Here is a 12,153-nt window from a genome sequence, read left to right on the forward strand (position 1 = left end):
CGGAGCAGCTGACGTGAATATCGACTCATTTGTAATGAATAGTCATTCACCCCTTCTCAGTGAACCCCGTCACGTCCGATCCGTCAAGGGGTGCACGCCTGCGCGCTGCGGGTCGACGCCCGGCGGCCGCGCGAACATCTACGCTGGCCGGGTGCCCCGCCGTCCCCGTTCACAGCGCCGCAGACCGCCCCTGCCCGTGCGCGACGGGGTGGGCCCCAGCCGGGTGCGGGTCCCGCACGGAATCAGCGAGCGCGCACGCGACGGTTCCGCAGCCGACACCCCCGCGACCATCGCCGGGTACCTCACGGCCCGCTTCCCCGCCGGCGCGCTGCGCATCGCGGAGAAGATCGCCGCCGGCGAGGTGGTCGACGCCGACGGCGCGCCGATCACCGCGGGGACGCCGTGCACCCCGGGCGCGGAGGTCTTCTACTACCGCGACCCGCCACGCGAGGAACCGGTGCCGTTCGCGCTGCAGATCCTGCACCGGGACGCGCGGCTGCTCGTGGTGGACAAGCCGCACTTCCTGGCGTCGATGCCGCGCGGGCGGCACATCACGGAGACTGCGCTGGTGCGGCTGCGGCGCAGCACCGGGATCGGCGCGCTGGCCCCGGCGCACCGGCTGGACAGGCTCACCGCCGGGGTGCTCGTCTTCACCGTGGACCCCGGCGCGCGGCGCGCCTACCAGGAGCTCTTCGCAGCGGGCGCGGTGCGCAAGACTTACGAGGCGGTGTGCTCGGCGCCGCCGTCCCTCGCGTTGCCGACGGTGCTGCGCAGCCGCATCGTCAAGGAGCGCGGCGTGCACCGCGCCTACGAGACCCCGGGAACACCGAACGCCGAGACCGCCGTGGAGCGCGTCCCCGGCGGGGCACACGTTCGCATGCGGGTGCGCCCGGCGACGGGCAAGACGCACCAGATCCGGGTGCACCTGGCGTCCATCGGCGCGCCGATCATGTGGGATCCGCTATACGGCGCGGGCCCGGCTCCTGGCACCGGAGCCAGGGATGGCTCCGTGCAACACGACTTTTCACGTCCGCTGCAGCTGCTGGCGCGGTCGCTGGAGTTCACCGACCCCTACACCGGGGCCCGGCGGCGGTTCGTCAGCGCACGCGCGCTGGAGCGGTGGTAGCGACGAACCCCGCAATCGCCTCCCTCATGGGTGCGGGCCGGACACACGGCAGCGCACCTCAGTGATCTCACTATTCACACTGGTCACGCGCGTGTTGTTACCATGCGACCATGGACGCCCTGACCGAGCTGCTGCAGACTTCCACGACGTTGTGGGCGGCAGGGTTGATCGGCATCGTCGTCGGACTGCTCGTGGGCGTCCTGCTGGGGATCGTGTTCGGCGGACGCCGGGGCCGCTCCGCCCGGGGCTCGGCGGGCCATGCCACGCCGGGCGACACGAACCCGGGTGTCGACATCACGGGGGCGACGGTGCGCTTCATCGACGCGGCCGATACCGCGCACAACGCCCTGCTCGCCGTGGACCAGAAGGAGCTGGCGGACACCGAACTCGAAGACGCACTGCAGTCCGGGCAGCCGGCCATGCGGCGGCTGGCCGAGTCGATCATGACACTCGCGGGCATCCACAACGAGCTGCGCGTGCGGGCCCCCGGGGACGTGCTCGCGGCGGCCGAATCCGTCTTCACCCACGTCACCTACAGCGCCATGGACGGCGTGTCCGACGCGGAGGCCTTCAGTTCCACCTATCAGGAGCGCAAAACCGCGCTGGTGAAGGCGGCGCGCGCGGAGGCCCGAGCCTGAGCCGCACCCGAGGTCGCAGGAGGAGCACAGCATGTCCGAGTATCTGACCGGCCTCGACGACGAAGAGCGGATGCTCGTCGACACCGTGCGCCGGTTCATCGACCGCGACGTCAAGCCCTCCGTGCGCGCGGTGGAGCACGCGGACGAGTACCCCGAGCGCTGGATCGAGCAGATGAAGGCGCTGGGCGTCTACGGGCTCGCGGTGCCCGAAGAGTACGGCGGCACCCCCGTCTCCATGCCGTGCTACGTGCGGGTCACCGAGGAGCTCGCCCGCGGCTGGATGAGCCTGGCCGGCGCGATGGGCGGCCACACCGTGGTGGCGAAGCTCCTCAGCCTCTTCGGCACCGAGGAGCAGCGCCGCCGCTACCTGCCGCGCATGGCCACAGGCGCGCTGCGCGCGACGATGGCGCTCACCGAGCCGGGCGGCGGATCCGACCTGCAGGCCATGACCACGGTCGCGCGTGCCGAGGGCGACGATCTGGTGATCTCCGGCGCCAAGACGTGGATCTCCAATGCCCGACGCTCCGGGCTCATCGCGCTGTTGTGCAAGACCGATCCCGCGGCAGTGCCGCGGCACACCGGCATCTCGGTGGTGCTCGTCGAACACGGACCGGGCCTCACCGTGTCGCGGGAGCTGCCGAAGCTGGGCTACAAGGGCGTCGAGACGTGCGAGCTCGTGTTCGACGGCTACCGCACGTCCGCCTCGTCCGTGCTCGGCGGCGAGCCCGGCCACGGGTTCGGGCAGATGATGAAAGGCCTCGAGACCGGGCGCCTGCAGGTGGCCGCGCGGGCGCTCGGGGTGGCGTCGGCCGCGCTCGAGGACTCGCTGGCCTACGCGCAGCAGCGCGAAAGCTTCGGCGTGCCCATCCACAAGCACCAGGCCGTCGGGAACCTCCTCGCCGACATGGCCACCAGGCTCACCGCAGCCCGCCAACTCACCCGCTTCGCCGCCGAGAAGTACGACGCCGGCGAGCGCTGCGACATGGAGGCGGGCATGGCCAAGCTGTTCGCCTCCGAGGCCGCCATGGAGATCGCGCTGTCCGCCGTCCGCGTCCACGGCGGCTACGGGTACTCCGCCGAGTACGACGTGGAACGCTACTTCCGCGACGCGCCGCTGATGATCGTCGGCGAGGGCACCAACGAGATCCAGCGCAACGTCATCACCGCACAACTGGTGGCACGCGGAGAGCTGTAGGCGGTCGACGGGCCAGCGCTGCTGCGCCGGGCCGGGCCACACCGCGAACGCGCGCCTATAATCGCAGGTGACGCCCCCTTGCAACGGGGCCCCTTGGGAGGTGCCCCGATGAGTGCACAGCACCCCGTCTCCGCCCGACGGTTTCTCGAGTGCGTCGAGACGGCGCTCGAGCCGCCCCTCCGCGCGCTCGACAGGGTGGGCATCATCCACGTCTCCTGGGCCGACGCCGCGCGCATTGCCGTCCCCACCACTCCTGCGGAGCTGCAGCCGCCCGAGGCGGCCCTCGTCGCCGGGCACATGGTGGACGACGACGTGCTCGGGCGGCTCGGCGACCGCGAGTACGCGTTGCTCACCGTCGCGCGGCCGGCCACGATCATCGCGCGTGCGGCCCAGCTGGCGTCCGCGCTGCAAGGCCGCCCGGGAGTGACGGCCACCGTCGACGTCGCCATCTCCACCGGCGGATACGAGCCGGCGCGGCTGCTCCTCGCCCGCGCCCGGGCAGCGACCCCACCGGACGACGCCGGGCCGTCCACTGCGCCGATCCCCGTGGCGCGGTAGCCGCTGTGCCCCGCAAGCGCTTCGCGGCAATGTTTGCCGGCTCCGCACCTGCGTTCGCCTGCGGCCGGGCCGGGCGTGGTGCTTGACTGATTCCTGTCGAATCTGCCGTCCGATAGGTGGTGACCATGGCCTCGTCCGATACGGAAGCGCTGCGCAATCGCATCGACGTGCTCGCCGCCGAGGTCGAGCGCAAGGTCATCGACTGGCGCCACCACCTGCACGCGCATCCGGAGTTGTCGAACCGGGAGACGCGCACCGCCGCTTATGTCGCCGAGCATCTTCGAGCCCTCGGACTCGACGAGGTACGCACCGGCATCGCCGACCACGGGGTGGTGGGGGTGCTGCGCGGGCGGCGGCCCGGCCACCGGGTCATGGCGTTGCGGGCGGACATCGACGCGCTGCCCGTGAAGGAAGCGTCGGGGGTGGACTTCGCGTCGACCGTGGTGGACGAGGACTATCCGGGCGGGCCGTTCCCGGTGGCGCACTCCTGCGGGCACGACACGCACACCGCGATGCTGATGGGCGCGGCCGAGGTCCTCTCCGCGGTCCGCGACGAGGTGACGGGCACCGTGCTGTTCGTGTTCCAGCCGGCGGAGGAGGGCCCGCCGCTCGACGAGGACGGCGGCGCCCGGGCGATGCTCGCCGCGGGAGCGCTGGACGATCCGTCTCCGTCGATGGTGTTCGGCATGCACATCGGCCCCACGCCCCTCAACACCGTCGCCTACCGGCCGGGCGTGCAGTACGCGGCGTCGTCGGTCCTCAAGATCACCGTGACGGGCCGGCAGGTGCACGGGTCGACCCCGTGGTTGGGTGTGGACCCCATGCCGGTGGCCGCCGCCATCATCACCGCGATGGGCCAGCTGTACCGCCAGGTGCCGGCCACCGACCCGTTGACGATCAGCATCGGGCACGTCGAGGACGTGGGCCGGTTCAACATCATCGGGGGCACAGTGACGCTGATGGGCACCATCAGGTGCCTGAGCCCCGCGGCCATGGAGAAGGTCTCCGCACTGGTCGAGCGCACCGTCGACCACCTGGCGCAGGCCTACGAGGCGAGCGCCACCACCGAGCTGCTGCAGCCCGTGCCCGCAGTGTTCAACGCGCCCGAGTGGGTGGACGCGGCGATACCCACGCTCCGGCGCGTGGCCGGTGAGGACAGGGTGTTCGAGGTGCAGCCGAACCTTGGCTACGACGACGTCTCCGAGTTCGTCAACAAGTACGGCGGGCTGTATGTGATGCTCGGCGCGCAGGATTCGCAGTTCAACGCGGAGGGCACCGGGCTGGAGCCGGTGCCCGGCGGGCGCGGCATCGTGCCCAACCACAACCCCGCATTCTACGCCGACGACGCGGCGCTGGTGACCGGAGTGCGGCTGCATGCGCACACGACGGTGGAGCACCTGGCGGGGCGGTTGAGCGTAGAGGATGGCGGGTAGTCGACGCCCGCATTACCGGAACAGAGTCGGCCCGCGTCGACGCGATGCGCCGCGGCCCTCAACATGTGGCTGACTTCCGGATCTGCTCGGCGAGGCCCCCGAAGTCGGTTTCGACGGGGCGGATCCTCGCCAGCAGCGATCCGAGGGTGATCGACGCCTGCGATCCGAGGACGGCGTCGAGGCGTGTGGTCAGCGCAACATAGAACCTGAGTTGCACAGGTCAACATTGTTGTAGCGATTGTGGCGGGTAACTGTGCTGGTAGGGGCGGTGCAGGTGCTGGATTCGGGGCACTAATAGGCCGGTAGAATCCGGGGTCGTGGCTGCTTACATCCGCAAGGTGCGCACCGCCTCGGGGGCGACGGCCGTGCAGATCGCGGAGAAGACCGGGGGCCGGCGCAGGATTGTCGAGCATCTCGGCTCCGCCCACACCGACAGCGAGCTCGCCGCCCTGCTCCACACCGCCCGCGGCAGGCTCGAGGCCGGTCAACTGCAGTTGGGTCTGGACTTCGCCGCGCCGACCGATGCGCCCATGCCGGCGGGCGCGCCGTCGGTGATCACCGGCAAACGCGCCCGGTGGCTGATCGCGGTGATCGAATCGGCGTGGCAGCGGCTCGGCTTCGACGTGGTCGACGACGCCGCGTTCTTCCAGCTGGTCCTGGCCCGCATCGTGGAGCCGACGTCGAAGTCGGACTCGGTGCGCGTGCTCGGCGACCTCGGCGTCGCCGCCGCCCACCGCAACACCTTCGCCGCGGCGCTGCGCCGGTGCGCCGCCCGCGGCTACCGCGACCGGATCGCCTTCCGGTGCTTCGACTACGCCGCCGCCACCGGCGGGCTGTCGCTGGTCTTGTTCGACGTGACCACCTTGTACTTCGAGGCGGAGAAGGAAGACGGGTTGCGCAAGGTCGGCTACTCGAAAGAGCGGCGCGTCGACCCGCAGATCGTCGTCGCCCTGCTGGTCGATCGGTACGGGTTCCCCCTCGAGATCAGCTGCCACGAGGGCAACCACGCCGAGACCCGCACGATCGTGCCGGTAGTGCGGCAGTTCCTCGCCCGCCACGACCTCGAAGGCACCGAGCTGGTCATCGCCGCCGACGCGGGCATGCTCTCCGCGTCGAACCTGAAAGACCTCGACGCTGCGGGACTGAAGTTCATCGTCGGCTCGCGGATGACGAAAGCACCCGCGGATTTGGCCAGCCACTTCCACTGGCACGGCAACGCGTTCACCGACGGGCAGATCATCGACACTGTCACGCCGCGCAACGCCCGCTCCGCCGTCAACGACATGAAGAAGAGGGCGGAGCCGGTGTGGGACCCGGCCGACGAGAAGGCGTGGCGGGCGATCTGGCAGTACCGCCGGAAACGGGCCCTGCGTGACGATCAGACGCTCAACGCCCAGGAGGCCCGGGCCCGGGAGGTCGTCGACGGGAAGCGGGCGGGCAAGCAGGTGCGGTTCGTCAAGGCCAAGGGCAGCGCGAAGAGCCTGGATGCGGCGAGTCTGCAACGCGCCCGGGACCTGGCCGGGCTCAAGGGATACGTCACGAATGTTCCTGTGGCCCTGATGGATCCGGGTGAGGTGATCAGCAAGTACCACGACCTGTGGCATGTGGAGCAGTCGTTCCGCATGTCGAAGACCGACCTGCGGGCGCGGCCGATCTTCCACCGCACCCGTGACGCGATCGAGGCGCACCTGACGATCGTATTTACCGCCCTGGCGGTCTCCCGCTACCTGCAGGACCACGCCGGCGTGTCGATACGGCAGCTCGTGCAGGTGCTGCGGCCCCTGCAGGAGATCACCGTGGTGATCGCGGGCCACGAACACACCGCGGCCGATCCGATCGGCCCCGAGGCCGCCGAGATCCTGCACAAACTCCAGATCCCGGCTGACTCGCCAGGGCACTAAACCTGTGCAACTCAGGTGATCGACGCCTGCGATCCGAGGACGGCGTCGAGGCGTGTGGTCAGCGCAACATAGAACGTCCATTGGTCGGTGTTCAACGGATCGACGGTGGACTTCTCCAGGTGGTGCAGCAGGCAGAACACGTAGACGTCGGCCTGCCGCCGACGCTCGGTCGAGTAGGCGTTGGTGCGCGCGCCCCACCCGAACGTCGGCCCGACGCCGAAGGACACTCGTGTCGGCTCGGATTGATGCCACGACCGCAGGTGGGACGCGGACTTGACCTCCACGGTGATGCCGTCGATAGCGCGGAGATCGTAGGCGTCCCATTCGGTACGTACGATCCCTTCCACGCAATCGAGTGCGGTGCCGACCAGGAACTCGGCCACAACGCCTCGCGTCGCATTGTCGAGCAAGTTCGAGACGTACCAACGCCAGAAGTCGAAGAGCGTCGGACCCACCGGCCGGCCGCCAGCGGTGACCGGCTCACCACGTAATAGATCATGCCCAGTTCGACGAGGACCTTCCGTCGTCATTTCCCTACGCTGGTTTTGATAGCGATAGCTGATCCGTCAGGGGGGAACCCGCATCAACTCAAACAGGTGTTCTTTTTCTACCGAAACACCCGAACGGTGCGCTTCTGAGTACGATAACAAAATTGATAGCGCGACGTTGACATTTACATCCGCCTGCATAGGCGCAAGTCTCCACCCACCTGGCATCCGCCGCGAGGCGATTCCAAACTTCGTTTCTACACCATGGGATTCGCAACTTGAATTGAAATACAATTCGAACCACGGGATAGATCCTACAAAATTCTCTACCTGATAGAACCCACTAATACTCTACATAGTCGTCCATGACGCCGTACTCGAATATCGACGACGCGGCGTAGCCCAATGCGTCGCCACAAATCGTACTCCAGATTTAGAGACGACTAGCGCAGAATTCGGTATCTGAAATAGCACGAATATTGCCACCGCACCGAGAGGAATGCTGATGACCCAACAGTAGGAGAGAATCAGGGTAAATCCGTAATCTGCAACCGCGTCCGTAAAGACAATTACAGATGCAGCCGTCATTGCGCCAGCTATAAGTACCGCGATACCATACATGCAACGCATCCTCGATGCATTTGCGTTGATGCTCACTATCGCCGACCCATCCTCATCGTCGTCAATGCGTGGTGGTAGCGACAACGAGGGGATGTGCATCCCGACTGACATTCTCACTGTCAGGCATAAAAGAACGAATATTGCCGCAAGCGCCGCAAAGACTAAAGCTATCGCAACGCCATCTTTATACGCCCAAGCAGATAGCACTACGCACATTGCAGCGAGGGCTACGCACCCGAATCCCGCCACTATCTGACGCGGAACCAAACTAGCCGACAAGTGCTGCACCCACAGCGGATACTCACTGGATCCGTTTGTATTCATTCCTGCATCACCGGTAACTACCCATTCACAGTTCGCGTTTATCTGACGCGCTTTGAGCGGCTGCGAGTCAAACTCACGGAGCCCCAGCCACCCGGCGTTACATCTATGGGAAAATTCACCCATCAATCTACTATTTTGCCGAATAGCCAGGTAGCTCCATATGCAACGACGGCAGCGCCAGCGACACCGCCGCCCACGAGAAGCCAGACTGGCGCAGTTACGGCAGCAGCTCCAGTAGGAGCCCCCATTGCCGCAGTCCCCAGCACAGTTCCTCCAGCTGCACCGGCCACACGTGCCGCGCCTTTCGCCACCGCGTATGGCACCAACCGCCCATTTTGCAGATCAATGACGACGCCCGGCACCGCGCCCAAAGGTCCCAGTGCCTTACCGAAACGCCCCACGATCCGCAACGCCGCCATATCACCACTCGCCCTGGCCGCGCCCTCCAGCGGTTTTGCTATCGCTTGGCCCGCACCGTCGATGACCACCCCGGCGATAAAAGAGCGCCAGCCATCGGTCATCTGCAGGCCACCATCCTTGTCCACGACGATGTGGCCCTTCATGATGCCCCGGTCGATCATCTCCTGAGTCGGTTCCATCCACTGCCCCCGATACGGGTCCCAGTACGACAGAGGTGTCGGTGGCTCCCCCACCGGCTGCAGCACGAACCGGCGCCACACTCCCTCGTCGGCGTCATACTGAAGATCCCGCGTCCCGAATCGGTTGTCCGCCGACACAGGCACATGGTCCTCATCGATGGCGATGGAATCGCCGTCCGGCCCGACGACCCGCCTGCCATCCTCATCCTCGATCAGCGTATGCACCTGCCCGCCAGCGTTCCTGGCGGATTGGGCCGTGCTGCGACTGCCATCCGGGTTCTCCACCGCCAACAGGTACTCGTTGCCGTCCGTACGGGAGTACTCGCCGGTCGAGTCGGTGCCGCCAGGGCTATGCGCCGTCACCGTCCCCCGCGAGTTCGTCGCATCTCCCTCGGAAGTCACTGCAGGCGCATCCGCACCGGGCGTCTGACCGCGGCTGAAATGCTCGGTGCGCCAGCCACCCGCAGCTCCGTCCTGCGCGGCGTACCCCTGCGACCCGTCCGAGTTGTCCGTCCACGTCTGCGAGCCACCCCGGCCATCGTCGACCGACCGGATATCAGTGGACGTTCCGTCCGGCCGCAGCGCGTATGTGTCCACAGTCTGCCCGCCCGTCCCCTCCGGGATCGTGTGAACGAGTACCTCACCGTCCGGCCGCGTCTGCGTCCACGTGTCGCCGTCGTTCCCCTGAAATGACCAGCCCGCCCCCCTACGAGGCGGAACACCGGCAACGAACCTAACGGCCGGGGACAGCGTGAAACAAATCCAAGGAAGGCGACCGGCTCTCTCCGGGGCCCGAGGATTTCGACTTCAAGACGTGATAGCGGACCACCGCCTACCGAACCAGCGCTGTTCCCCATCAGCCTCTGCCGCAATTTCTTTGAGCGGGCAGCCGCGCTTGACCGCGACCATTCGCTGACGTCGCGTAGACTCCAGCACCGCCCAGTCCCCCTCGTCCAGCTGAGTCGGCTTTGTGCGAACTCAACTCGGATCCCGGGACATGTGAGTGAGGAATCAGACCTCGCTGATCGCGCAGATCGGGTGGTGCTCTTGAGGTCCGATCGCGTCACAGCAATCGGACCTCAAGAGGTAATGGGCTTCGGTGTCTCGGGCGCGTCGATCGTCATCAGAACCGGACAGCCCGCTCGACATCGAAGAACCCTCATCCCCCCACGTCCGCGCTGCAGGTGGCCACCGCGAAGACGCCCTGTGCGGTGTTTTCGGCGAGCACGTCCCCGCCGTCGCTGAGGATCCGGCAGGTGACGCCTCCGCCGTCAGGCCCCGCCATCACGGAAAGATAGGCGCCGAAGAGGTTCGACGCATTCGCGCCCTTCTTCCACGGAGTCTGCACGTCATTGCTCAGCGATGTTCCGCCGCTGGAACCGATGTCGTAGCTGACGGTCGCCTGGCCGCCGGTCGACTCGGCCTCGTAGGTGACCGCCGTCGTCCCGCTGACGCTGTTCACCGCGGAGTTGATCACGAGGAACAGCAGCAGCGAGGTGATGATGCCGGCGACGATGGCCAGCGCGGACAGCACGATGCCTGCGATTGAGACGCCACGGTTGTCCGCGGTGCCGCTGCGCACCTTCGACAGTGCCACGATGCCCAGGACGAGGCCGATGATGCCGAGCACGATCCCGCCCGGACCGATGAACGGGATGATCCCGAAGAGCAGCGCAATGATGCCGACGATGAGCGCGGCGATACCGAAGCCGTTACGCGGCGGAGTCGATTGCGGCCCACCGGGATACCCGTACTGGCCATACCCCGGGGGTGCGGGCGGCACAGCCCCCGGCGGTGGCGGATACCCCGGCTGACCCGGCGGGGGATAGCCCTGCCCGCCCTGCGGCGGATACGGCTGCCGACCTCGCCCCGCGTATGCGGGCCCCACGGGTGGCGGGTATCCCTGCCCTGCCGGCGGCGGGTACCCCTGCTGACCGGAGTGCGGCGGATAGCCGCCGCCCGCGGGCGGATAGCCGGCGTTTCCCGGCGGTGGGTATCCGGCACCGCCGCCCACCGGGCCGCCGCGACCTTGTGCATCCTCCGGGTGGTCCCCGCCCTGCGGTTGCCCGGGCCGGCCGCCCTGCGGTTGCCCGGACTGCCCTTCGTGCGGATCCTGTTCGTCACTCATCGCCGACCCTTCCCTCCCATGCCGCAAATGGCCGGCGCCGCAGACGGCGCGCCGACCCCGTCCCCTCAAGGATCGGGGCCCGGTAGACATTCGCAACCGCAGTTACCGAATCGTTACGGCCGCCCCGTTTTTCGCGGGCGCACCGGCGTCGGTACTCGGAGGAAGAGCCGTCACGCCCCGTTCCCTCGCCGCCCGATCAACACCGGGCACGCGGCGTTGCGCAGCACCCGGGCCGCCGTGGCCCCCAATTGAAGTCCCGGCACCCCGCCGCGCCCGCGCGCCCCCAGCACCAGCAGCTGTGCGATCTCACCCCACTGGATGAGCACCTCCTGCGGGCTGTCCTGCACCACCACCCGCTGCACCTCGACGTCCGGAAAGTCGGCGCCGAACCCGGCCAGCCTTTCCCCCAGAACCGCCTGGGCGATGGAGGTCTCGTCGTACCAACTTGTCACGTCGGCGGCCGAGAACACCGACAGCGGAACGTCGCTCCACGAGTGCACCGCCACCAGCGGCACCTTCCGCAGCGACGCCTCGATGAACGCCGCCTCCACCGCGGTGGCACCGTTCTCCGATCCATCCACCCCGACGACCACCGGCCGCGCATCGCGATACAGGTCACCGTCCCTGGCACGCACCACGACCACCTGGCAGGTCGCCAGCCGCACCAGCATCGAGCTCAACGAGCCCAGCAGCCCGCGGGCGACGCCGCCCCGGCCGCTCTCTCCGACGACGATGGTTCCGGCGCCCTGCGCGTACTCGAACATGGTGTGCCCCACAGGACCAGACCTCACCTCGGCGGCCACCTCGAGGCCGGGGGCGGATTCAAGCGCCTGTGCGACGGCGGAGTCGGCGACCTCCTGCGCCGGCCGGTCGAGCGAATCGACCGCATTGCGCAGCAGCCGCCCCGTGAACCCCACGCCCAGCGGGGTGGGAATGACGACCACGATCTGCAACGGTACCCCGTGCAGCCGCGCGAAATCCGCGGCCCACCGCACGGCACCCTCGGCATGATCCGAACCGTCCGTCCCGACGATCACGGGCCCGGAGGTCCTCATCTACGGCCCCTTCCACGCGCTTGGTGTGCAGCGTTCGTGCTCCACTGCTTCGACCCTAAAGCCCTTGCACGCCCCCCACTGGCCTTT

Annotated in this window: 11 protein-coding genes; 6 read left to right on the top strand and 5 right to left on the bottom strand. The window is 67.9% G+C overall.

Annotation, left to right across the window (positions count from 1 at the left end; genetic code table 11):
- The first annotated feature begins 151 nt into the window (after positions 1 to 151).
- The 5 genes from H4F70_RS18340 (at position 152) to H4F70_RS18360 (ending at position 4,950) form a co-directional block, all read left to right on the top strand.
- Complete coding sequence (locus H4F70_RS18340; protein WP_235681208.1) at positions 152 to 1,126, top strand: pseudouridine synthase; 975 nt, start codon at positions 152 to 154, stop codon at positions 1,124 to 1,126.
- Positions 1,127 to 1,236: 110 nt separating this feature from the next.
- The gene (locus tag H4F70_RS18345) at positions 1,237 to 1,764 is read left to right on the top strand and encodes a hypothetical protein (RefSeq protein WP_182358258.1); all 528 of its coding nucleotides are present in this window, start codon (positions 1,237 to 1,239) and stop codon (positions 1,762 to 1,764) included.
- 31 nt (positions 1,765 to 1,795) lie between these two features.
- Positions 1,796 to 2,959 (top strand): acyl-CoA dehydrogenase family protein, encoded by a 1,164-nt coding sequence (locus tag H4F70_RS18350; RefSeq protein ID WP_182358259.1) that lies wholly within the window; start codon positions 1,796 to 1,798, stop codon positions 2,957 to 2,959.
- A gap of 108 nt (positions 2,960 to 3,067) precedes the next feature.
- Entirely contained in the window at positions 3,068 to 3,517 is a 450-nt protein-coding gene (locus tag H4F70_RS18355; RefSeq protein WP_182358260.1) for a hypothetical protein, read from the top strand.
- Between the two features lie 125 nt (positions 3,518 to 3,642).
- Positions 3,643 to 4,950: a M20 metallopeptidase family protein gene (locus H4F70_RS18360; RefSeq protein WP_182358261.1), complete on the top strand. Its 1,308-nt coding sequence runs from the start codon at positions 3,643 to 3,645 to the stop codon at positions 4,948 to 4,950.
- 58 nt (positions 4,951 to 5,008) lie between these two features.
- On the opposite strand, the gene H4F70_RS18365 is transcribed toward H4F70_RS18360, so the two are convergent.
- The gene (locus tag H4F70_RS18365; protein WP_182358262.1) at positions 5,009 to 5,167 is read right to left on the bottom strand and encodes a hypothetical protein; all 159 of its coding nucleotides are present in this window, start codon (positions 5,165 to 5,167) and stop codon (positions 5,009 to 5,011) included.
- A 100-nt stretch (positions 5,168 to 5,267) separates the two neighbouring features.
- Between H4F70_RS18365 and H4F70_RS18370 the strand changes: the two genes are divergently transcribed.
- Entirely contained in the window at positions 5,268 to 6,851 is a 1,584-nt protein-coding gene (locus tag H4F70_RS18370) for an IS1634 family transposase (protein ID WP_182358263.1), read from the top strand.
- A gap of 11 nt (positions 6,852 to 6,862) precedes the next feature.
- Here H4F70_RS18370 and H4F70_RS18375 read toward each other — a convergent pair whose 3' ends face one another.
- From H4F70_RS18375 to H4F70_RS18390, 4 genes are all read right to left on the bottom strand, one after another.
- On the bottom strand, positions 6,863 to 7,306 hold the full coding sequence (locus H4F70_RS18375) for a hypothetical protein (RefSeq protein WP_182358264.1): 444 nt from the start codon (positions 7,304 to 7,306) through the stop codon (positions 6,863 to 6,865).
- A 1,100-nt stretch (positions 7,307 to 8,406) separates the two neighbouring features.
- Positions 8,407 to 9,174, bottom strand: a complete 768-nt coding sequence (locus tag H4F70_RS18380; RefSeq protein WP_182358265.1) for a hypothetical protein — start codon at positions 9,172 to 9,174, stop codon at positions 8,407 to 8,409.
- Positions 9,175 to 10,042: 868 nt separating this feature from the next.
- Entirely contained in the window at positions 10,043 to 10,666 is a 624-nt protein-coding gene (locus tag H4F70_RS18385; RefSeq protein WP_182358266.1) for a DUF4190 domain-containing protein, read from the bottom strand.
- 515 nt (positions 10,667 to 11,181) lie between these two features.
- Positions 11,182 to 12,066, bottom strand: a complete 885-nt coding sequence (locus tag H4F70_RS18390) for a universal stress protein (protein WP_182358267.1) — start codon at positions 12,064 to 12,066, stop codon at positions 11,182 to 11,184.
- Between the last annotated feature and the right edge of the window lie 87 nt (positions 12,067 to 12,153).

The organism is Tomitella gaofuii (assembly GCF_014126825.1).
Taxonomy (GTDB): domain Bacteria; phylum Actinomycetota; class Actinomycetes; order Mycobacteriales; family Mycobacteriaceae; genus Tomitella; species Tomitella gaofuii.